This is a genomic window from Flindersiella endophytica (genome assembly GCF_054779015.1).
In genome coordinates, this window is record NZ_BAAGYY010000028.1 from 227285 (window position 1) to 248504 (window position 21220).

A 21220-nucleotide genomic window follows, 5' to 3' on the forward strand; every position below is an offset into this window, starting at 1 on the left:
CCACCGGCTGTGGCGGGAGTGGGCCGACCAGGCGTTCGTACACGCGCGACAAGCCGTCGATCAGGGCGTCGAGGCCGAGCTCGAACGCGCCGTCGTCCACCGAGTGCTGGTGTTCGGCCAGCAGGTGGGCCTGGGCGGCCAGGTGCGGATACTCCCCGTCGTACAACGCCGGATCCGGCGCGAAGCCCAACGCGAACGACCCCAGCGACGAGCCGGCCACGAGGTAACGCATCAGGGCGCCGATGTGCGTCGCGCGCGCGGCGGGCCACCCCGCTGCCACCAGTCCCCCGTAGACGGCGTCGGCCATTGCCAGCGCCGCAGGTCGCCGGCCCGGGCCGTGGGCCAGCACCGGCACCACGTGGGGGTGCGCCACCAGCGCCGCCCGGTACGACCGGCCCCACAGGCGTAGCGCCTCCCGCCAGTCGTGGGAGGAGAAGGAGGACGTGTCGACCTGGGCCATGATCGCGTCCGCGACCGCGTCGAGGATGTCGGCCTTGGTCGCGAAGTGGTTGTAGAGCGAGGGCCCGCGCACGCCGAGCTCCGCCGCCAGCCGCCGGATGGTGAGCGCCTCCAGACCCTCGGCGTCGACCAGCGCCGTGGCTGCTTCCACCACGCGCGATCGGCTCAGCAGGGGCCGGCGCGGCCGGGCCATCCAAACTCCCCTCACCCTATGGACAGCTAAAACTTGCATCGCTAGTTTAAGCGGTACGAAGCGCAGAAAGCGGGAGGCCGCACACATGGGCAGGTTCGACGACAAGGTAGCGATCGTCACCGGCGCCGCGCAGGGCATCGGCGCCGCTACGGCTCAGCGCCTCGCCGAAGAGGGCGCGAGCGTCGCCGTCGTCGATCTGACCGCCGAACGCGCACAGCCCACTGCCGACCGGGTCGCGGAGGCCAAAGGCAAGGCCCAGGCATTCGGCTGCGACGTGTCCGACCCGGAGGCGGTCGACGCCATGGTCAGCCAGGTCGTCGACACCTTCCAGGGCCTGCACATCCTCGTCAACAACGCCGGCATCACCCGCGACAACCTGCTGTTCAAGATGCCGAAGACCGACTGGGACGCCGTCCTCTCCACCAACCTCACAGGCATCTTCCTGTGCTGCCAGGCCGCGCAGAAGCACATGGTGGCCCAGCGGTACGGAAAGATCGTCAGCCTCAGCAGCAAGTCCGCGCTGGGCAACCGCGGCCAGGTCAACTACGCCGCCGCCAAGGCAGGCGTGCAGGGCCTGACCGCGACGCTCGCCATCGAACTCGGCCCGTTCGGCATCAACGTGAATGCCGTCGCGCCCGGATACGTCGCGACCGCGATGACCGCGGCCACGGCCGAACGGGTCGGCTTCTCCCCCGAAGACCATCAGAAGCTTGCCTCCGAACAGATCCCGTTGAGGAGGGTCGGCCAGCCACAGGAGATCGCCGCCGTCATCGCCTTCCTGGCAAGCGACGACGCCTCCTACGTCTCCGGCCAGACCCTCTACGTCAACGGCGGCGATCGCTGACAAGCACCGACCAACCGCGGAGCACATTGTGGACTTCTCCCTCGACGACGAGCAGAAGGCGATCCGCGACACCGCGCGCTCCTTCATCCAGAAGGAAGTGCAGCCGCTGGAGCCGGAGGTGCTGCGCCGTGAACGCGAGCACCAGCCCGGCCTCGACCGCGGTGAGCTGCGCGAGCTGCAGCTGAAGGCGAAACGCTTCGGCTTCTGGGGCCTGTCGACGCCCGAGGAGTACGGCGGCATGAACCTCTCGGCGGTCACGCAAAGCCTGATCTGGACGGAGGTCGGCCGCACGTACGTGCCGTTCGCGTTCGGCGGTGAGGCCGACAACATCCTCTACTACGCCAACGACGAGCAGCGCGAGGAATACCTCCTCCCCACGATCGCGGGCGAGCGGATCTCCTGCTTCGCGCTCACCGAGCCGAGCGCCGGGTCGGACGCCGCCAACATCAAGCTCAGCGCTCACCAGGACAAAGGAGACAAGGGCGACTGGGTGCTCAACGGTGAGAAGATCTTCATCACCGGCGGGAACGACGCCGACTTCGCGATCGTGATCGCCGTTACGGACAAGGCCAAGGGCGCGCACAACGGCGGCACCACGGCGTTCCTCGTCGATCGTGACCTGGGCTGGAAGTCCGAGCCGATCCTCACGATGGGCGAGACCCAGCCGGCCTCGCTCGTCTTCGAGGACGTCCGCGTCCCCCACCGCAACATCCTCGGCGAGATCGGCCAGGGCTTCCAGCTCGGCATGGCCTGGATCGGACGAGGCCGCTACATCATTCCCTCCCAGGCGATCGGCATCGCCGAACGTTCGATCCAGCTGGCGATCGAGCATGCCAACACCCGTGAGACGTTCGGCCGCCCGATCGCGACCAACCAGGCGATCCAGTGGATGATCGCCGACTCCGAGGCCGAGCTCGAAGCCGCCCGCTGGCTCGTCCTGCGCGCCGCCTGGGCGGTCGACCACGACCTCGACGTCCGGCACGCGGCGTCGATCGCCAAGCTCACAACGGCGAACATGGCCGGCCGTGTCGTCGACCGCATGCTGCAGATCCACGGCGGTATGGGCTACACCCGCGAGCTCCCGCTCGAACGCTGGTACCGGCAGGTCCGCCTGCACCGCATCTTCGAAGGCACCGACGAGATGCAGCGGTTGATCATCTCCCGGGACCTGCTGCGCGGCTACACCAAGGTCGGCGGCCACCTGGCCTGACGATCCCCGCATCACCCTCCAGGCATCACCTTCCAAGTTCGCACGGAGGTCGAGGTGCTCGCCGTACGCAACCTCGAAGTCGTGTACAACAACGTGATTCAGGTGCTGCGCGGCGTCAGCCTCGAGGTGCCCGAAGGGTCGATCGTCGCGCTGCTGGGAGCGAACGGCGCCGGCAAGACCACGTTGGTACGCGCACTGACCGGGCTGCTGGACGTCCAGCGCGGCAAGGTCACCAAGGGCGAGGTCGTGCTCGACGACGTGCGCATCGACGGCTGGTCGCCTGCCCGGATCGTCCGGTCGGGCGTACGGCAGGTGCCCGAGGGCCGCCGGATCTTCGCGGAGTTCACCGTCGAGGAGAACCTCCGCATCGGTGCGCACACCGCCAGAGGCGCTTCCCCGCAAGGGATCTACGACCTGTTCCCCGTCCTGTCCGAGCGCCGCCGCCAGCCGGCCGGCTATCTCTCCGGCGGCGAGCAGCAGCTGCTGGCGATCGGCCGTGCGCTGATCTCAGCTCCCCGTTACCTGCTGCTGGACGAGCCCAGCCTCGGCCTGGCACCACGTCTCGTCCAGCATGTCCGCGACATCGTCCGCGAGATCAACCGCCGCGGTACGACGATCCTGCTGGTGGAGCAGAACGCGACGATGGCGCTCTCGATCGCCGACCATGGTTACGTCCTGGAGACCGGGAAGATCGTGATGGATCGCCCGGCCGAGGAACTGTTGCACGACGACGACGTACGCGAGTTCTACCTCGGACTGCGCGGGGACGAGCAACGGTCGTACCGCAACGTCAAGCACTACAAGCGGCGCAAGCGGTGGCTGTCGTGAACGACCCCGATCCCCCACCAGGGCAGCCGGTCCTCGACGTCCGCGGCATCGGACTGCGCTTCGACGGCATCGCCGCGATCGACGACGTGAGCTTCGACGTCCGCCCGCGCGAGCTGTTCGCGATCGTCGGCCCCAACGGAGCCGGCAAGACGTCCATCTTCAACGTGCTGTCCGGCGTCTACCGCCCACGGTCCGGCAGCGTCCACTTCCTCGGCGAGGACATCACTCCCCTGCCACCGCACCGCATCGCTGCGCGCGGACTGGCCCGGACGTTCCAGAACATCGAGCTGTTCGAGAACCTCACGGTCGTCGACAACCTCATGCTCGGCAGGCATCACCTGATGCGGTACGGCTGGCCGTTCGCACTGATCTGGCTGGGAAGGGCGCGCCGCGAAGAGGTCGAACATCGCCGCGCGGTCGAGGAGATCATCGACTTCCTCGAGCTCGAGCAGTACCGCGACCTACCGGTCGGCCTGCTGCCGTTCGGCATCCAGAAGCGCGTCGAGCTCGGCCGCGCGCTCGCCATGCGGCCGAAGCTGCTGCTGCTCGACGAACCCGTCGCCGGCATGAACGTCGAGGAGACCGAGGACATGGCGCGGTACGTCCTCGACATCCGCGACGAGCTCGACGTACCGATGATCCTGGTCGAGCACGACATGGGCGTGGTGATGGACCTCGCCGACCGCGTGCTGGTCCTGGACTTCGGACGGACGATCGCGCTCGGCCCACCGGCGGACGTGCAGGACGATCCCGCGGTGATCCGCGCGTACCTCGGGCAGGTCGGGCCATGAGCACGCTCGTCACTCGCGTACGCGACCGCGCGGCCACCACGCCGGACGCGGTCGCCATCCGGGAGAAACGTCTCGGCATCTGGGCGGAGACGACGTGGGCGGAGTACTGGCAGACCGTCGTCCTGGTCGCCAACGGCCTGCTGGCGCTGAGAGTCCAGCCCGGGGAACGGGTGGCGATCCACTCGGAGAACCGGCCGGAATGGCTGTACGCCGACCTCGCGACGGTCGCGCTGCGCGGCATCACCGTCGGGCTCTATCCGACCAACCCACCAAGCCAGGTACGGCATGTGCTGCGCGACTCCGGTGCACGGATCCTCGTCGCCGAGGACCAGGAGCAGGTCGACAAGGCGCTCGAGGTCGCCGGCGAACTGCCCGGGCTCGAACGGATCGTCTACCTCGAGCCTCGCGGAGTCGCCAAACACTACACGGACTCGCGGCTGCTCTCGTGGGAGGAGCTGCTGGCCTTCGGCAGGGAGCACGGCACCGAGCATCCGGACGCCGTGAACGAACGAATCGCCGCGGCCGAGCCCAGCGACATCGCCACGCTCGTCTACACCTCGGGCACGACCGGACCGCCGAAGGGCGCGATGCTGACGATCGGCAACCTCGAGTTCGCGATGGCCGAAGCCGGCGAACGGGACACGCTGGTCAGCCCGCGGCCCGGTCCGCAGGACCAGGTGCTGTCGTACCTCCCGTTGTGTCACGTCGTCGAGCGCATGTTCACGACCTGGATCCAGGCGGCGGCCGGAACGCAGGTCAACTTCGCCGAGTCGGTCGCGACCGTTCCGCAGAACCTGCGCGAGGTCCGTCCGACGATCCTGTTCGGCGTGCCGCGGATCTGGGAGAAGCTGCTGGCAGGCACCGAGGTCCGGATGGCCGGCGCGAGCCGGCTGAAGCGCGCCAACTACGCCTGCTGGATGCGCGTCGCCCGCCGGATCGGCGAGACCCTTGTACGCAACGGCGGACGGCACACTGCCGGGTCGCGGCTGTTGTACGCGCTCGGCTGGGTCTTCCTGTACAGGGCTCTGCTCGAGCGGCTCGGGCTCGGCCGGGTCAGGCGCGCCGTCTCCGGCGCGGCGCCGATCGCGCCGGAGGTGCTGACGTTCCTGATGAGTATCGGCGTGCCCGTACACGAGGCGTACGGCATGACCGAGAACTCCGCGATCGCCACGATCAACCGGCCGGGGCGCGTCCGGGTGGGCACCGTCGGCGAGGCGAGCGCTCGCGTGGGAATAAGGATCGACGAGGCGACCGGCGAGATCCTGGTCCGGCATCCGGCGGTGTTCGCGGGCTACTGGCGCGACGAGCGGGCGACCGCGAAGGCCCTGGACGCCGACGGGTGGCTGCACACCGGCGACGTCGGCGAGCTGGTCGACGGGACCCACCTGCGGATCACCGATCGCCTGCAGGACCTCATCATCACCTCCGGCGGCAAGAACATCGCGCCCAGCGAGCTCGAGAACGCGCTGAAGTCGTCACCGTACGTCAAGGAGGCCGTCGTCGTCGGCGACCGGCGCAAGTACCTCACCGCGCTGATCGGCATCGAGCTCGACACGGTTGGCCAGTGGGCGAGGCGGCAGCGGCTGGCGTACACGACGTACCGCGATCTCACCGAGAAGCCCGAGGTGCGCACGCTGCTGCAGTCGATCGTCACCGACGTCAACGGACGGTACGCGAACGTCGAGCAGATCAAGCGCTTCCGGATGCTGCCGCGCGAGCTGGAGCACGACGAGGGCGAGATCACCGCGACGCAGAAGGTACGGCGGCTGGCGATCCACGAGCGGTTCTCCGACCTGATCGAGTCCATGTACTCCGAGGGGTACACAGAGGGGACGCCCTGATGAGATCTGTGCAGGCGCTCGTCACCGGCCTCGGACTCGGGTCGATCTACGCCCTGCTGGCGTTGGGGTTCGTCATCATCTACAAGGCGACCCGGGTGATCAGCTTCGCCCAGCCCTCGCTGATGGTGGTGGGCGGGCTGTTCGCGCACTACTTCACCGAGTCGTTCGGATTGCCCTTCTTCGCGGGCCTTCCGGTCGCGATGCTGGCAACGGCGGGTGTGGGGCTGGCGATCGAACGTTCGGTGCTGCGGCCCATGGTCGGCAAGCCGGTCTTCGTGCTCGCCATCGTCACGATAGGCATCGACATCGTGGTCCGGGTCGTCGCGAACCGCGCGATCGGCGTGCAGGCCAAGGTCGTCCGCGATCCGTGGGGCCTTTCCAGCTTCCAGGTCGGCGAGGTGTTCGTGCGTACGCAGACGATCGCGCTGATCGTGCTGACGGCCGTCATCGTCGGCGCACTGGCCGCGTTCTTCCGCTTCACTCGCACGGGCCTGGCGATCCGCGCGACGGCGATCGACCAGGAAACCGCGCTGGCACAGGGCGTCCGGGTGGGCGCGGTGTTCGCGTTGTCGTGGGCGCTGGCCGGCGCGCTCGCCGCGGTTGCCGGCACGTTCGTGGCGGCGGGGACCGGCATCGAGCAGACCAGCTGGCTGATCGCGCTGAAGGCGCTGCCGGCGATCATCATCGGCGGGCTCGACTCGCTGCAGGGCGCGGTCGTCGGCGGGCTGTCGGTCGGTGTGGTCGAAGCGCTGGTCGGGACCTACCAGCCGGCCCTCGCGCCGTGGCTGGGCTCGAACTTCTCGCTGGTGGCGCCGTACGCGCTGATGCTGCTCGTCCTGCTGGTGCGGCCGTACGGGCTGTTCGGCACGCGGGAGGTCGAGCGGGTGTGAGCACTGTTGCCCGAGGTGGGGCCAGAAGTAGGGCCAGAACCAGGACCAGAAGTGGAGACCGGCGTAGGCCGTGGCTCTACACGTCGTACGAGCAGCAGCTGGCCATGTTCAACACGCCTTCGAAGCGGCTCGGGGTCGGGCTGCTGCTCGCGGTGGGGGTCGCGACGCCGTTCGTACTCGCGGACGACGTGCTGTTCGTCCTGGCCTTCGGGCTGGTCGCTGCCGTCGGCGCGATCGGGCTGAACCTCGTGACCGGATACGCCGGTCAGGTGTCGCTCGGGCACGCGTTCTTCGTGGGGCTCGGGGCCTACACCGCTTCGGTGCTGGGCGGGTCGCCGGAGGGTTCGGTGATCGGCTTCGGGCTGCCGATGCTGGTCTGGCTGCCGGCCGCGGGCCTGGTCGCCGCGCTGGCCGGGCTGATCGTCGGCCCGCTCGCGACCAGGCTGCGCGGGCTGTACCTCGCGATCGTGACGCTGGGCCTGGTGTTTCTCGGCGAGCACATCTTCAAGGAGGCGCGCTCGGTGACCGGTGGGCTGGGCGTCGGGCGGCGCGGGCCCGAGCTCTCGCTGTTCGGGTTCTCGTTCTCCGAGTCGGGTGTCGTGCTGGGAATTCCGCTGACGCGCGAGCAGCGGCAGTTCCTGCTGGCGTTGGGGTTTCTCGTCCTGTTCGCCGTGCTGGCGCGGAACCTGACCCGTTCCCGGGTGGGGCGGGCGTTCTCCGCCGTCCGCGATCGCGACATCGCGGCGGCTGTGGTGGGGGTGAGCCTGCTGCGCTACAAGGTGCTGGCGTTCACCTTCTCGTCGTTCTACGCCGGCCTGGCCGGCGCGATGTTCGCGGGGCTGTCCGGCGTCGTCGAGCCGGGGTCGTTCAGCCTGCTGTTGTCGATCCAGTACCTGGCGATGATCCTGGTCGGAGGCGTCGCGACGATCTCCGGCTCGATCCTCGGCGCCTTGTTCATCACGTCGCTCGGACGGATCTCGTCCGAGCTGGCGGGCGCGATGCCGTTCCTCACACAGCAGGCCACCGGGAACAGTGGCCTGCTGGCCGTCTATCAGCTCGAAGCGATCCTCTACGGATTGCTGATCGTCGGATTCCTCATCTTCGAACCACGTGGCCTGTATGGGATCTGGACGCGTTTCCGCGACTACTGGAAGGGCTGGCCGTTCACGTACTAGCCGCAGAAAAGGATCACCATCATGAACACCGCTCGTTTGGCGCTGACCGGCCTGGCCGCCGGGCTGCTGCTGATCGGCTCGGCCTGCCGGTCCTCCAGTGACACGGCCACACCGGAAGCATCCAACACCACATCGGGAATCCGTACCGATCGCGGCGTCACCTCCGAGCCGTGCCCGGCCAGGGTGAACCCGAAGAACGGCTGCATCTACCTCGGAGTGATCTCCGACCTCACGGTCGGTCCGTTCGCCGCCAACGCCGTTCCGCTGACGGCCGCGCAGGAGGCGTTCTGGAAGCGGGTCAACGAACGCGGCGGGATCGGCGGATACGACGTCGACATCAAGAAGTACACGCGGGACTCGCAGTACAACCCCGAGATCCACAACCGCATGTACCAGGAGATCCGCGGCAACGTGCTCGGCCTGGCGCAGACCCTGGGATCGTCCCAGACCGCGGCGATCATCGGCGACATGCGCAAGGACAACGTGATCGGCATGCCGGCGTCGTGGAACTCCAACTGGAACTTCGACGACATCATCTTCGAGAGCGGCGCGAACTACTGCTTCGAGTCGATGAACGGCGTCGACTGGGCGACGTCGGCGGCCGCCAAGCGCGGTCAGATTCGTTCGGTCATGGCCGTGCACTTCCCGAACGACTACGGCGCCGACGCCTCAGCCGGCGTCCGCACGGCGGCGACGGCGCACGGCCTGCGCTTCAGCGCGACCGAGACCCCACCCGGGCCCGACAACCAGGGCGCCGCCATCGCGGCGATCGTGCAGCAGAAGCCCGACCTGGTCTACGTCACGACCGGCCCGAGCGAACTGGCGGCGCTGGTCGGCCAGACGGCGGCGCGAGGCTACAAGGGCACGTTCGTCGGCTCCAGCCCGACCTGGAACCCCGCACTCCTGAAGACAGCGGCCGCACCGGCGTTGCAGGCGATGTACTTCCAGGCGGCCCCGTGGGGCGCCTGGAACGCCTCGACCCCAGGCCACCAAGCGATGCGGGACGCCGTCGGCGACGTGACCCCGAGCCCCGGCTACATCGCCGGCTGGGTCTGGTCCTACCCCATGCTCGCGGCGCTCGAGGCCGCCGCCAAGTCCGGCGACCTCACCCGAGCAGGCGTCCACAAGGCCGCCGCCTCCCTGAAGTCGGTCGACTACGAGGGCATGCTGCCGTCATCGGCAGGCAACTACGCGGGCATGCCAGGCTCCGCCTTCCGCCAAACGATGATCAACGCCATCGACCCAAAGTCGACCGACGGTGTGAAGACCGTCGCCGACTTCTTCACCGGCCCGACCGCGAAGGCCTACGACTTCAGCAAACCCTGCGTGGGCGGATGACCTGACCAGTCCGGGCTGGGCGGCCGTCGCACCGCGACCGCCCGGCCCCGGCCTACGACACCATCCGGCCGCGCCAAGCTCTCGGCGACCAGGGACCGCGCGCCGTCAGGGCTGGTGGGCGTTTCGCCGTGCTCGCAGCGACGCCTTGCGTTCCTCCCAGCGGCGCATCATCGCGCTGGTTTCCTCCCGGAGGAACAGGATGAGCTCGAGCGTCTCGTTCAGCCGGTCGGCCGCCGGCGAGTCGCCCAGGATCGCGATGCCTTCCCGGAGGTCGGCCTCGCCCCGCTCGAGGAACGGGTTGGCGGCGACCGTGGCCTCGTACCACGAGCCGTCGACGACGTAGGCGTGCCGGCGGCTGCCCGGGTCTCGCTCGGTGCGGATGAGGCGGAGCTGGACGAGGTAGCGGACCGCACCCGAGACACCGCCCGTGCTGGCGCGCAGGCTTTCCGCGAGCTCGGCCGCCGTCATGCGCCCGCTCCGGCTGGTCAGGAGCGTCGCGAACACGCGAGCGGCCAGGCGTGGAAAGCCGGCATCGGTGAGGGTGGAGGCGAACCGTTCGACGAATCCGCCGAGCTCGTCGAGCTCATCTGCGCGCACAGCACTCCCTTCAGGCACGTCACGAAGGCTACGCTACTAGCGTCAACTTTCAGTAAATAATGAAAGTTCGTGCTAGTATGCACTCAGACCAAGAGAATGGATCCCCGATGGCGTCCAGCAAGTCAGTCGAAACGCGGTCCCGCTCCCCCAGGCTCCTGCTCGCCGCCGGCGCGGTCGGCCCGCCGCTCTTCATCCTGGTGTTCCTCGTCGAGAGCGCCACCCGTCCCGACTACAGCGCCTGGCACATGGCGGTCAGCAGCCTCAGCGACGGACCGTACGGCTGGACACAGATCACCAACTTCGTCGTATTCGGAGCCTTGACGATCTGCTTCGCGCTCGGCCTCAGGCGCACCCTGCGTACGGGGAAGGGTGCCACCTGGGGACCGATCCTCCTGGGAACCTTCGGCCTGTGTGTGATCGGCGCCGGCGTCTTCGTCACCGACCCGGGGCTGGGCTACCCGCCGGGCGCGGTCACGCCGGCCACGCCTTCCGTCCACGGCGTGCTGCACGGTGTGCTCAGCCTGATCGGCTTCACCTCGTTGATCGCGGCTGGTTTCGTCCTCGCCCGCCGTTTCGCCCACGACCCTGCCTGGCGTGGCTGGTCGCTGTACTCCGTCCTGACGTCGACCGGGATCCTGGTGTTCTTCGTCCTCACCAGCGTCGCGGCGGCCTCCAGCGACCCGAACTCACCGGCCGGCCTGCTGCAGCGTCTCGTGATCGTCATCGGCTGGACCTGGTTGGCCCTGCTGGCCGTCCAGCTCCTGCGCAAGGGAGCACCCCGCCCTGCCGATCAGTCCTAGGGAACGGTGTAGGCGAGGTCGTCGACCAGCCAGTCGTCACCGGTCGGGACCGTCCCGGAGGAGGCGAGCTGGTTGCCGGTCAGGCTCGCCGCCGGCTCCGACGGCCCGAACGTCGCTACCGTCGCGCCGTTGGCGTAGAGCGTTCCGGATGTCGTCGTCGCTTCCAGGCGAAGGGTGTTCCAGCTGTTGGCTGTGAGCGGGGTCGGGTTCAACGGGCCGATCCACGTGGCCGTGGCCCAGTTGTAGCGGAACAGCTGTCCGCTCGCGTTCAACAGCAGGTGGTACGGCGTCGCCGCGGCGCCTGACGATGTGGTCCCGAGCACGGAGAACAGCAGCCCTTTGTTCGCCTGCCCGACGGCTCGGCTCTTGAACTCGTAGACCGCCGACGTCGAAGCCGCGTGCCGCCACGACACTCGCGAGATCGCCGTGCTGCTGGTATCCCGCACCCGCAGGAAGCGCGACGACAGGCTGTCCGCCACAGGGACGTCCGAAGCGTTCACGACCACGACGCCCTGCGCTGACTGCAGTCCGTTGCCGCGAGGTGCCTCGCCGGGGTAGTCGTTCTCGAACCCGTCCGTCGTCGTGTAGACCTCGAGCTCATGCAGGAACGAGGCATCCGCGGTCGACGACGCGTTCGGATCGGTCAGCCGGAGGTACCGCGCCGTCACCGGCGTAGCGAACGGCCGCACGATCCCAGCCCGTGTCGCCCGGGTGGGTGTCGTCCACGCGCTGCCGTCGAGCGAGGTCTCGATCCGTACGTCGGAGGCGCCGAGCAGGTGTGCGTGCAGGCCCAGCCCAGTCAGCTCGTACGGCCGATCCAGGCGTACGACGACCGACCGCGAGGCGGACACCACCGACGAGTCCGCCCGGGCGTCGCCGTCGAAGGCGTACGCGGCGAGCGAGGTGCGGCCCTGCCCGTACGACGTCAGCGCGGACATCACCGCGATCTCGCCGCGCTGGAACTTGGTCCGCAGGTCGAGCTTTCCCCACTGCGCCGTGTCGGCCTCGACGAGCGACGACCACAGGGCGTTCTGCTTGCCGACCTGGTGCCCGGTGTCGCCGGCCGGACAGCCCCACCCGGGCGCGCAGTTGTCGCCGACGACGAGGAACCGGTTCGCCGACAGCGGCGCGATGCCGAGGTATCCGCTGGAGCCGCGGGTACGCGACTGCGTCGGATAGTTCTGGTAGAGGACCTGCTTGTGCAGCCAGGTCGCGCCGGTGCCGTCCATCGAGAAGCGCAGCACATTGTCGTTGCGCCCCGAACCCATCACGACCACGCCGTTGCCGAGCTTCTGCAGCAACGGCGCGGCCCCGGACGCGCTGGAGACGATCGACGGTGCCGACCACGGTCCGTCCCCGGTCGCGTTCGGCGACCGCGAGACGTACAGGTCGATGCTGCTCGCCGCCTGCCTGCGCAGCCCGACAACCAGCTGCCCGTTCGTGGTCTCGACGATCGACGCCTCGTTGAACCCGCCGCCGGTGACGACCTTCGACGCTTCCGTCCACGTCGTACCACCGTCGACGCTCCTGGCCACGATCACGAACGTCGTGCCGGAGGCGTACGCGCCGTACAACGTCACGAGCACGGTCTTGCCGTCGCCCAGCAGGATCGGTGCCTGCTCGACCCGCGCCCACGAGATCGGTTCGGAGAACGAGAACGTGGCCAGGCCGCCGTTGCTCCAGCCGGTCGGCGTCAACAGCCAGCGCCGGAACTGGTTCGCCGCGCCCGGCGGCGCCGTCACCGCGGTCGGCTCGTAGTCGATCGCGACCACGGTCCCTGCCGCGTCGGCGAGCCTGATCACGTTGACCATGCCGGTCGTGCCGTCCGGCGAGCTGAAGTCCTGCCACGTCTTGCCTTCGTCGGCGGTCTGCTTCACCTGCGTCCCGCCCGTGCCGACCGCATCCCGAGCCGTCTTGTACGACAGCAGCACCCGGTTGCTCCGCGTACCGTCGGCGTTGGTACGGCTGGCGTCGAACAACGCGGCGAAGCCGGCGTACGGGAAGTCACCGGTCGAGGTGTTCGTGTAGAAGATCCTGCCGGCGGGAGCATGCACGTGCTCCACCCCAGGATCAGGCTGAGTGACCGCGGTTCCCGTGCCGGCAGCCGCGAACAGCAGCACCGGAACGGCGGCCAGGACGACGAGCGACCTGAAACGCGTCATGCGAAGAACGGTCTATGAAACACCGTTTCATGTCAACGATCTGGCGGCCTTGCGGCACCAAGCTGCTATCCGGTCCTTCCCGGCAGGCCGGTCCAGCAGTAGCGCAGGCCGGGTGCCGACGCCGCGGCGTTGGCCGAGTCGGCCTGACCACCGAGGCTCTCGTAGAGGCGGCGAGCGGGCAGGTTCTCCGAACGGACGAGCAGGTAGAGCGAGTCGCTGGTGGCGTGGGCCGCCAGCCAGGTGGTCGCGCGGACGAAGAGCTGCCGGGCGATGCCGGCCCGCCGGGCCTCGGACTGGACGTGGAGCTCACCCAGCAACGAGCCCCACCGCGGATCGTGGTCGGCGACGGTGTGGACGAAGCCTCGCACCACTCCGTCCACCGCACCGACCGCCACGAACGTCGCCGTGGCGTGCCGTCCCCCGGTGCTCAGCCGGTCATGCCATATGACCACCCGGCCGGCCACCACTTCGGCCCGGTCCGCCGCCGAAAGCTCGCCGTCGTACTCGTCGATCCAGCTGGTTGCGTGCAGCCGCCCGATCGCCGCGGCATCCCCCACCACGGCCTGCCGGTACTCCACTCTCAGCCGGCACCACCGGTCATCGAGGCGACCTCCGCCGGACTCAGCCGGATCGACGCCGCGCGAACGTTGTCGTCCAGATGCGCCACCGACCCCGTACCCGGAATCGGCAGGATCGAGGGCGACCGGGCCAGCAGCCACGCGAGTACGACCTGCCGCGGCGACGCGTCGTGCCGTTTGGCACCTCGGTCACCGCCGGGCTGTCGAGGTCCTGGATCGGCGCCCACGGCAGGAAGACCAGCTGCTCCTGCTCACACAGGTCGACCAGCGCCTCCGACCGCCGGTCGCCGAGGTTGTAGCGGTTCTGGATCGACACGATCGGCGTCAGCTGCTGGGCAACCCGCAGCTGCTCCTCGGTGACGTTCGAGACCCCGATGTGCCGGATCTTCCCCTGCTCCTTCAGCTCGACGAGTGCGCCAATGGAGTCCTCCAGCGGCACCGAGGGGTCCGGCCGGTGGAACTGGTACAGCGGAATCTGGTCGAGCCCGAGCCTGCGCAGGCTCCCCTCGCAGACCGAGATCAGGTGCTCCGGCCGCCCGTTGGCCGGCCACTGGCCCGGCCCGGTGCGTTCCAGCCCGCCCTTGGTCGCGATCACCAGGTCGTCGGGATAGGGCGACAGGGCCTCGGCGATGAGCTCCTCGCTGACGTGCGGGCCGTAGGAGTCGGCGGTGTCGATGAAGTTGACGCCGAGCTCGACCGCCCGCCGGAGCACCGCCTTCGCCTCGTCCCGGGAGGGCGGCGGTCCCCAGACTCCGGCGCCGGTGACCCGCATGGCGCCGAAGCCGAGGCGGTTGACCGTCAGGTCACCACCCACGTCGATGGTTCCGGCCGCTGCGGCGTTCCCGGGTTTCGACCCGGAAGTCGACTCTGACATGGCTCACGAACTCCTTCGTCCCAGACCTCGCGACGGCTTCCCGTGCGACTCTACGACAGGAGGAATACCCAGCCGGCCGGGTTCAGCCGTACATCTCGGTGGTGAAGTCGGCGCCCGGCTTCCAGTTCGGGAACGCGTAGTCGCTCACGTCGACCTTCGCGCCCTTCTTCCTGGCCGCCGCCACCGCCGCGTCCCGCGCCTGCGTGCTCTGGTCGCTGAGCTTCTTCAGTGCCGCCTTGACGTCGGTGATGTCGCCGGTGAACGCGCCCTGCACGATGTCGCCGAGCGTCGGCTTCACGTCCTTGATCTCGGCCTGCACCTTGGTGAGCTCCGGGTTCTTCACGATCGCGTTCGGCGCGAGCGACACCTGGTCCTGGTACCAGCCGACGAGCTTCTTGTACGCCGGATGCGCCTTCGACTTCGCCACCGCGGAAAGGTCGCGCGGCGGCTGGGACATGGTGTTGGCGATCTCGACCGAGTAGTCCGGCGTCGTGAAGTAGTCGCTGAGCAGCTGGTTGGCTTCCTTGGCGTGCTTGGTCGACGGAGAGATCCAGTACTCCCCGCCCTGGTGTGCGTGGTAGGTGTGCGGCTGCTTGCCCGCGGTCGGCACCAGCAGCGGACCGACGCCGAGCGTCTCGCCGAACTGCGGAGCGTTCTTCAGCGCCACACCCGCGCACCACGGCCCGTCGAAGTAGTATCCGGCGATGCCGGTGGTCCAGCGGCTGCGTGCGATGTCGTCAAGCCAGGCCTGCGCACCCGGCACGAGCAGCTTGTCCTTCTGCAACGACAGCAGGAACTCGATCACGTCGAGGTACGGCTGCGAGTGGAACGCGTACTCCCCCGTCTTGAAGAGCACGCCGCCACCGCCCTCGAACCCCGCCGCCTGCGCGAAGTCGTTGATCTGTTCCCCGAGGCGGGCCGGCATGCCGATGTTCCAGATCCAGCCGTACGACTTGCCGCCCGATGCGTCCTGCACCTTGCGCGCCGAGGCCCGGAACTCGTCGTACGTCGCCGGCGGCTGCTCGGGGTCCAGGCCGGCCTGCTCGACCAGCTTGGTGTTGAACCACGTCGCCGACACGTACACGTGGTAGTCGAAGATCGGGAAGGAGTAGACCTTGCCGTCGAAGACGTGAACGCCCTCGATCAGCACGTCCTTCAGCCGCGCTGTCGCCTCGGCGCTCAGCGACAACGGCGACACCCAGCCACCGGAGATCAGCTGCGGCACCGGGATCATCAGCCCGGCGTTGGAGTGGATGTCGGGCAGCTGGTTGCTCTGTTTGGCGAGCTGCAACGTCTGTCCGAGCCGTCCCGGGTTGTTGTAGGTGTACTCCACCGGCACCCCACCCGGCGCCTTCGCGAACTTCTCGAAGATCTTGCGCTTGGCGGGCTCCAGCTGGTTCTGGTGGTCCCACCACTTCAGCCCGCCGCCCCCACCACTCGGTCCCCCCGAACCGGACGGCCCACCACAGGCGGCGGCCACGGCGCCACCGGCGATCGCCGCCGCGCCACCCAGCAGCTGCCGACGACTAAGTGCTCCCATGGTTCTGCCCTCCTCCGGCCACAAATCCCAGCCGGTAACGATTTACAACGTTGTGTACAACGTTATAGTGGCGTACGAACCAGACACTGAACAGGTCGGCATGGAGGCCAAAAGCGGCATGAGTGGTGAGACACAAAAACCCAACATCCTGTTGCTCATGACCGACCAGCATCGCGCGGGACTCACCGCCGGTGAGGGATTCGCGCTCGACACGATGCCGTTCCTCGACTCGCTGGCGGCCGGCGGAACGCGGATCCGCAACGCCTACACGACGGCGCCCGCCTGCGTGCCTGCCCGGACCAGCCTGCTCACCGGCCGCTTCCCCTCCGCCCACCGTGTCCGGCAGAACTCCGCCGCCAGGCATGTCCTGCGCGGTGACGACCTGCTCGACGTCCTGCGAGAAGCCGGCTACGCGCTGCACTTCGCCGGCAAGACCCATATGTACAGGGGCGCGCACGACTTCGACACGTTCTCCGGGCCGTACTGGCACGAGCGCGGCCCCGACGAAACCCCCGACCAGCAGGAGTTCGCAGCCTGGATGCACTCGGTCGACCACGGGCCGACGACCGAGGCGACGCCGTTCCCGCTCGAGCTGCAGTTCCCCTACCGGATCGTCGACGACGCCATCGAGTCGCTCGACGGCCACGACGACAAGCGGCCGTTCTTCTGCTGGCTCTCCTTCCCCGAGCCGCACAACCCTTACCAGGCACCGGAGCCGTACTTCTCGCTGTTCGGCGAGGACGAGGTGCCGGACCGCGCCTGCGGTCCCGAGGCCGCGGAGGCCAAGGGTGGCATGTGGCAGTGGCTGCACCAGCTGGTGGCGGAGAAGCGACCCGGCTACGACGACCTCTGGCGGCGTTACCGCGCGACGTACTGCGGCATGCTGCGCCTGATCGACGACCAGCTGCGCAGGCTGTGGGAGCACCTCGAGCAGACCGGCAAGGCCGGCAACACGATCGTGCTGTTCGTCGCCGACCACGGTGACTACGTGGGCGACTACGGCCTGCAGCGCAAGGGCGCCGGCATGCCTGAGGTGCTGATGCGGATCCCGTTCGTCGTGGCCGGTCCGGGAGTCCGGGCACACGACGACCGGCAGACGTTCGTCTCACTGGCCGACCTGTTTCCCACGCTGTGCGAGGCGGCCGGGCAGGAGATTCCGTACGGCGTGCAGGGGCGCAGCCTCTGGCCGCTGCTCACCGGCGAGAGCTATCCGGCCGAGGAGTTCGACAGCATATACGCCGAGCGTGGATACGGCGGCCTGCCGTACGGCCCGCAGGACCGGCCGGAGCTGCACTTCCCGTACGAGGGCGGGAAGTTCGACGAGCTCAACAGCGTCACGCAGAGCGGGCTGACACGGATGGTGCGGCACGACAAGTGGAAGCTGCTGTACGACAACACCGGCAAGGGCGAGCTGTACGACCTGGCCGCGGATCCCATGGAGCTCACGGACCTGTGGGCGGATCCGGACCACGGCCAGGTACGTGCGGACCTCGTCGAACGGCTGCTGTGGTGGTCGACGCGCGTGGTCGACGACCTGCCGGTCGCGAACTACACGCCGAAGCGCGCCGAGCACAACTGGCATCCGGCGCGCCCCAGCTGAGACCGACTCAACACGTCTGGTTGCCCGGCAACCGGCCCGACGCGAAGTAGGCGTTCACAACCCCGTCCACACAGGGATTTCCGTACTCCCCGTAGATCCCGTGCGCGATCACGTCTTCCAGCGTGAGCAGTCGCGACCCGGTGAGCTGCCGGTGCATCGCCTGGCTGCCACGGTACGTCGTGGCGATGTCGCCCGTCGCGGACACGATCAGAGCCTCACGGTGGTTGGCGATCCGCGTGAGCGGCTCCCGCGACTCCGGCCAGAACGCGCACGGCCAGATGCTGTTGGTGATCGGGCCGAACAGCGGATGGCGTTCGCGGCTACGTTCGATGTCGCGCCAGTAGACCTCGGGGTCGCGCGGCCCGGTGCTGTCGCCGCAGATGATCGCGGCCGACGGACTGATCAGCGAGGAGGACGTGCCGTCGAGGATGAAGCTCAGCAGTCCGGCCAGTTCCGGTGTCGGTTCCACGGTCCCGCCTTCGGCGGCAGTATGCAGTTGCGCGATCGCCGAGGCGGCGACGGCGCGGTCGTCGTCCTTGTCGCTGCCGACAGTCCGCTGGACGAGGACGGGCGCGAGGTGCTCGTCGATCCGGTACGGCCCGACCCGCAACGGCTCGCGCGCCGAGGCCCGCACGATCTCGTTCACGCTGGCCAGCACACCGCCTGTGGTGTCCCCCAGGCCGTAGGTCTCGTCCCGTTCGGCGGCCCAGGAAGCCCAGGCCCGCAAGGCGTTCTCCGTGACTCCTTCGGTGCCCTGCTGGAGCCGGGGTCCGTACCGTTCAGGGTCGCCCGCGCTGTCCAGCACCACTCGATCCGTCCGGCCGGGAAACATCTGGAGGTAGACCGCGCCGAGGTAGGCGCCGTAGGAGTACCCGAGGTACGACACCCGGCGCTCGCCGAGGGCGGCGCGGATGACGTCCATGTCCCTTGCCGTGTTGCGGGTCGTGACGTACGGCAGGACATCCCCGCGCTCGCGCTCGCATCGTGCCGCCAGGTCATGTTGGAACGCGACCTGCTGGTCGAACCCCGCCCGGTTCGAACCCGCGGAACGGACCCACAGCCCCACCGGCCACTCGCAGTCGAGCGGCGTGCTGCGTCCGACGAACCGCGGGTCGATCCCGACCACGTCGAATCGCTCGGCCAGGTCGCCGAGGTAGGGGCTGACCTCCAGCGGCATGCCCAGCGTCGGCTCGGCCGGGCCGCCGCTGTTGAGGAACAGCGCGCCGATCCGTTGCTTCCGGTCGGTCGCCGGCAGCTTCGAGACAGCGATCGTGATCGTCCGGCCCTGCGGCCGGCTGTAGTCCAGCGGCACGGTGACGTTGGTGCACTGCGCTCCTGCCTTGTCGAGGCCGGCGCCCACCTCGTCGTCCGGTCCCTGCCGGCAGCTGGTCCAGGTCAGGCGCTGTGAGTGGTACGCGGTCAGGCTCGCCACCGCGTCGGGCGGTCGCTGGGCGGTGGCCGGTCCGGCGGCGGCCGCGAGGAGCGGCAGCGGCGCGAGCAGCGCCATGAGAGAGGCGATCCGTTTCATGGTCGGTGACGCTAGGTGCCGGACGGCTGCCGGATCGATACCTCGGGCTGCCCGAAAAACAGGGCAGCTGGCTGTAGTGCCCGCCACGGCCTGGGCCGGAAGAATGGCTGAGCAACGTTACCGGCGTACGGAGGGCGGTTCGGCGTGGTCTCGGGTCGGCGCCTGCTGGCGGTCTGGCGGAGTTCGGGTTACCTGCTGGGCTCGCTGCTCAGCGCGCTCGCCACCCTGATCGCGCTGCCGGTGCTCTGGCATCCGGGGCCGGCCAGGTGGTGGGCTGACTGGCACAGCCGGCGAGCGGGCCGCCTGCTGGCCGAGCCGGTCACCGGTCGCCCGTTGCCGTCCGGTCGCCCGTTCTATCGCGCGTTCGCCGACCCAGCCACCCGTCGCGACCTGGCCTGGCTTCCCGTTGGGCTGGTGATCGGCGGAGTGCTCGGCCTCGCCACGTTGCTCTGCCTGGGCAACATCCTCGTGGCGGTGAGCGCGTTGGCGTGGTGGGCGTTCCCGGTCGACGACCCGGTTCGGATGTTTGTCGAGGTGCCGGTGACCGGATGGGCGACGGCGCTGGGGCTCGGCGCGTTCCAGTTCATCCTGCTGTCGACGCTGGCGTACGCCGGCCTGCCGCCGCTGGCCCGCCTGCACGCCCGGGCCTGTCTCGCGCTGTTGGCGCCGTCCGCGGTCGAGCGGCTCGCCAGCCAGGTGGACACGCTGACCCGCACGCGTGCGGACGTACTCGACGCCCACGCCGCCGAGCTGCGCCGGATCGAACGCGACCTGCACGACGGAGCACAGGCCCGGCTGGTCGGCATCGCGATGCGGCTGGCCGTCGCCCGCGAGGCTCTCCCCGATGACGAGAACGGCACTGTGAGCCGGTTGCTGCGCGAGGCGCACGAGGCGACCGAGGACACCATGACCGACCTGCGGAGTGTGCTGCGCACGATCTACCCGCCGATCCTCGCCGACCGCGGCCTGGCGGGTGCGTTGCGTACGGTCGTCGCCGGATGTGGCGTGCCGGCGACACTCACGATCGACGACCTGCCGCGCGTCCCGGCTGCGGTCGAGGCGGTGGCGTACTTCGTCGTCACCGAGGCGCTCACCAACGTCGTCAAGCACAGCCGCGCGAGCCAGGCCGGCGTAACGGTCACCCGCGGCCCGGACCGCCTCTGTCTCGAGGTCACCGACGACGGAGCCGGCGGCGCAGACGAGACGCTGGGAACCGGGCTGACCGGGATCCGCCATCGGGTACTGGCGCTGGACGGGGTGGCCGAGGTCAGCAGCCCTGCCGGCGGGCCCACGACGATCCGGGTGGAGCTGCCGTGCGAGTGGTGATAGCGGAGGACAACGTCCTGCTCTCCTCGGGCCTGGAGCTGCTGCTGGCCAGCCGTGGGTTCGAGGTCGTCGCGATCGCGCCCGACGCCGAGGGGTTTCTGGTCGCCGTCGACGAGCACCGTCCCGACGTCACGATCGTCGACGTCCGGCTGCCACCGTCGTTCCGGGACGAAGGAATCCGCGCCGCGTTGCAGGCTCGCAGACAGCAGCCGGGATTGCCGGTGCTGGTGCTCTCGCAGTACGTCGAGCACGAGTACGCCTCGGAGCTGCTCGCGACAGCGGGCGGCGGAATCGGTTACCTGCTGAAGGATCGGGTCAGCCGGATCGACGAGTTCGTCCAGGCCCTGCGCCGGGTCGCAACAGGTGGCACGGCGATGGATCCCGAGGTGATCGCGCAGTTGCTCAGCCGCCGGGCGGACCCACTCGCCGCGCTCACGCCGCGGGAACGCGAGGTGCTCGCGCTGATGGCCGAAGGCCACGACAACACCGCGATCGGTGCCCAGCTGTTCGTCACCGACAACGCCGTGCACAAGCACATCGGCAACATCTTCGCCAAGCTCGGCTTGACGGTCGACGGCACCGGCCACCGCCGGGTGCTCGCCGTGCTCGCCTATCTCAACGGCAGGACGCCGGGGTAGATCTCGCC

19 protein-coding genes and 1 pseudogene are annotated in these 21220 nt (G+C 69.0%); 12 read left to right on the plus strand and 8 right to left on the minus strand.

Going from position 1 to position 21220, the window contains the following annotated elements; translation table 11 throughout:
- A partial coding sequence (locus tag ACYVF6_RS34880; protein ID WP_460527631.1) for a TetR/AcrR family transcriptional regulator occupies window positions 1-613 on the minus strand: 613 nt, incomplete at its 3' end.
- 124 nt (window positions 614-737) lie between these two features.
- On the opposite strand from ACYVF6_RS34880, the gene fabG reads away from it, so the two are divergent.
- The 8 genes from fabG (at window position 738) to ACYVF6_RS34920 (ending at window position 9569) form a co-directional block, all read left to right on the plus strand.
- A complete protein-coding gene (fabG, locus tag ACYVF6_RS34885) occupies window positions 738-1496 on the plus strand; it encodes a Rossmann-fold NAD(P)-binding domain-containing protein (protein WP_460527633.1) in 759 nt (252 codons plus the stop codon).
- Between the two features lie 28 nt (window positions 1497-1524).
- Window positions 1525-2706 (plus strand): acyl-CoA dehydrogenase family protein, encoded by a 1182-nt coding sequence (locus tag ACYVF6_RS34890; protein ID WP_460527635.1) that lies wholly within the window; start codon window positions 1525-1527, stop codon window positions 2704-2706.
- Window positions 2707-2760: 54 nt separating this feature from the next.
- Complete coding sequence (locus ACYVF6_RS34895; protein WP_460527638.1) at window positions 2761-3534, plus strand: ABC transporter ATP-binding protein; 774 nt, start codon at window positions 2761-2763, stop codon at window positions 3532-3534.
- Window positions 3531-4325, plus strand: coding sequence for an ABC transporter ATP-binding protein (locus ACYVF6_RS34900; RefSeq protein WP_460527640.1), 795 nt, complete (start codon window positions 3531-3533; stop codon window positions 4323-4325). Before ACYVF6_RS34895 ends, ACYVF6_RS34900 begins: the two co-directional genes overlap by 4 nt.
- On the plus strand, window positions 4322-6166 hold the full coding sequence (locus ACYVF6_RS34905) for an AMP-dependent synthetase/ligase (protein WP_460527642.1): 1845 nt from the start codon (window positions 4322-4324) through the stop codon (window positions 6164-6166). The genes ACYVF6_RS34900 and ACYVF6_RS34905 overlap by 4 nt, the downstream gene beginning before the upstream one ends.
- Window positions 6166-7056, plus strand: coding sequence for a branched-chain amino acid ABC transporter permease (locus ACYVF6_RS34910; protein ID WP_460527645.1), 891 nt, complete (start codon window positions 6166-6168; stop codon window positions 7054-7056). Before ACYVF6_RS34905 ends, ACYVF6_RS34910 begins: the two co-directional genes overlap by 1 nt.
- 104 nt (window positions 7057-7160) lie before the next feature.
- On the plus strand, window positions 7161-8231 hold the full coding sequence (locus tag ACYVF6_RS34915) for a branched-chain amino acid ABC transporter permease (RefSeq protein WP_460527647.1): 1071 nt from the start codon (window positions 7161-7163) through the stop codon (window positions 8229-8231).
- Between the two features lie 21 nt (window positions 8232-8252).
- Window positions 8253-9569, plus strand: a complete 1317-nt coding sequence (locus ACYVF6_RS34920; protein ID WP_460527649.1) for a type 1 periplasmic-binding domain-containing protein — start codon at window positions 8253-8255, stop codon at window positions 9567-9569.
- A gap of 105 nt (window positions 9570-9674) precedes the next feature.
- Here the strand turns inward: ACYVF6_RS34920 and ACYVF6_RS34925 are convergent, their stop codons facing one another.
- The gene (locus ACYVF6_RS34925) at window positions 9675-10184 is read right to left on the minus strand and encodes a GbsR/MarR family transcriptional regulator (RefSeq protein ID WP_460527651.1); all 510 of its coding nucleotides are present in this window, start codon (window positions 10182-10184) and stop codon (window positions 9675-9677) included.
- A gap of 89 nt (window positions 10185-10273) precedes the next feature.
- Between ACYVF6_RS34925 and ACYVF6_RS34930 the strand changes: the two genes are divergently transcribed.
- Window positions 10274-10966, plus strand: a complete 693-nt coding sequence (locus tag ACYVF6_RS34930) for a DUF998 domain-containing protein (RefSeq protein ID WP_460527653.1) — start codon at window positions 10274-10276, stop codon at window positions 10964-10966.
- Here ACYVF6_RS34930 and ACYVF6_RS34935 read toward each other — a convergent pair.
- From ACYVF6_RS34935 to ACYVF6_RS34955, 5 genes and pseudogenes are all read right to left on the minus strand, one after another.
- Window positions 10963-13128: a hypothetical protein gene (locus tag ACYVF6_RS34935; protein WP_460527655.1), complete on the minus strand. Its 2166-nt coding sequence runs from the start codon at window positions 13126-13128 to the stop codon at window positions 10963-10965. The genes ACYVF6_RS34930 and ACYVF6_RS34935 overlap by 4 nt on opposite strands.
- 65 nt (window positions 13129-13193) lie before the next feature.
- Window positions 13194-13706 carry a GNAT family N-acetyltransferase gene (locus tag ACYVF6_RS34940; protein ID WP_460527657.1) on the minus strand — a complete coding sequence of 171 codons (513 nt, stop codon included), beginning with the start codon at window positions 13704-13706 and terminating at the stop codon, window positions 13194-13196.
- A gap of 2 nt (window positions 13707-13708) precedes the next feature.
- Complete coding sequence (locus ACYVF6_RS34945) at window positions 13709-13933, minus strand: aldo/keto reductase (RefSeq protein ID WP_460527659.1); 225 nt, start codon at window positions 13931-13933, stop codon at window positions 13709-13711.
- A gap of 44 nt (window positions 13934-13977) precedes the next feature.
- Window positions 13978-14580, minus strand: a pseudogene (locus ACYVF6_RS34950) (aldo/keto reductase); the annotation flags it as partial.
- A gap of 82 nt (window positions 14581-14662) precedes the next feature.
- Window positions 14663-16120, minus strand: a complete 1458-nt coding sequence (locus tag ACYVF6_RS34955) for an ABC transporter substrate-binding protein (protein ID WP_460527661.1) — start codon at window positions 16118-16120, stop codon at window positions 14663-14665.
- Between the two features lie 118 nt (window positions 16121-16238).
- Between ACYVF6_RS34955 and ACYVF6_RS34960 the strand changes: the two genes are divergently transcribed.
- The gene (locus ACYVF6_RS34960) at window positions 16239-17720 is read left to right on the plus strand and encodes a sulfatase family protein (protein WP_460527664.1); all 1482 of its coding nucleotides are present in this window, start codon (window positions 16239-16241) and stop codon (window positions 17718-17720) included.
- Between the two features lie 7 nt (window positions 17721-17727).
- On the opposite strand, the gene ACYVF6_RS34965 is transcribed toward ACYVF6_RS34960, so the two are convergent.
- Window positions 17728-19248: an alpha/beta fold hydrolase gene (locus ACYVF6_RS34965; RefSeq protein ID WP_460527666.1), complete on the minus strand. Its 1521-nt coding sequence runs from the start codon at window positions 19246-19248 to the stop codon at window positions 17728-17730.
- Window positions 19249-19392: 144 nt separating this feature from the next.
- On the opposite strand from ACYVF6_RS34965, the gene ACYVF6_RS34970 reads away from it, so the two are divergent.
- A complete protein-coding gene (locus tag ACYVF6_RS34970; RefSeq protein ID WP_460527668.1) occupies window positions 19393-20574 on the plus strand; it encodes a sensor histidine kinase in 1182 nt (393 codons plus the stop codon).
- Complete coding sequence (locus ACYVF6_RS34975; RefSeq protein ID WP_460527670.1) at window positions 20562-21212, plus strand: response regulator transcription factor; 651 nt, start codon at window positions 20562-20564, stop codon at window positions 21210-21212. The genes ACYVF6_RS34970 and ACYVF6_RS34975 overlap by 13 nt, the downstream gene beginning before the upstream one ends.
- The last annotated feature ends 8 nt before the right edge of the window (window positions 21213-21220 follow it).

What these genes read in the sequence shown, in the direction of transcription:
- fabG (WP_460527633.1), top strand. Translation starts at nt 738, where the DNA reads ATGGGCAGGTTCGACGACAAGGTAGCGATCGTCACCGGCGCCGCGCAG.
- ACYVF6_RS34905 (WP_460527642.1), top strand. Translation starts at nt 4,322, where the DNA reads ATGAGCACGCTCGTCACTCGCGTACGCGACCGCGCGGCCACCACGCCG.
- ACYVF6_RS34910 (WP_460527645.1), top strand. Translation starts at nt 6,166, where the DNA reads ATGAGATCTGTGCAGGCGCTCGTCACCGGCCTCGGACTCGGGTCGATC.
- ACYVF6_RS34915 (WP_460527647.1), top strand. Translation starts at nt 7,161, where the DNA reads ATGTTCAACACGCCTTCGAAGCGGCTCGGGGTCGGGCTGCTGCTCGCG.
- ACYVF6_RS34920 (WP_460527649.1), top strand. Translation starts at nt 8,253, where the DNA reads ATGAACACCGCTCGTTTGGCGCTGACCGGCCTGGCCGCCGGGCTGCTG.
- ACYVF6_RS34930 (WP_460527653.1), top strand. Translation starts at nt 10,274, where the DNA reads ATGGCGTCCAGCAAGTCAGTCGAAACGCGGTCCCGCTCCCCCAGGCTC.
- ACYVF6_RS34935 (WP_460527655.1), bottom strand. Translation starts at nt 13,128, where the DNA reads ATGACGCGTTTCAGGTCGCTCGTCGTCCTGGCCGCCGTTCCGGTGCTG.
- ACYVF6_RS34955 (WP_460527661.1), bottom strand. Translation starts at nt 16,120, where the DNA reads ATGGGAGCACTTAGTCGTCGGCAGCTGCTGGGTGGCGCGGCGGCGATC.
- ACYVF6_RS34960 (WP_460527664.1), top strand. Translation starts at nt 16,239, where the DNA reads ATGAGTGGTGAGACACAAAAACCCAACATCCTGTTGCTCATGACCGAC.
- ACYVF6_RS34965 (WP_460527666.1), bottom strand. Translation starts at nt 19,248, where the DNA reads ATGAAACGGATCGCCTCTCTCATGGCGCTGCTCGCGCCGCTGCCGCTC.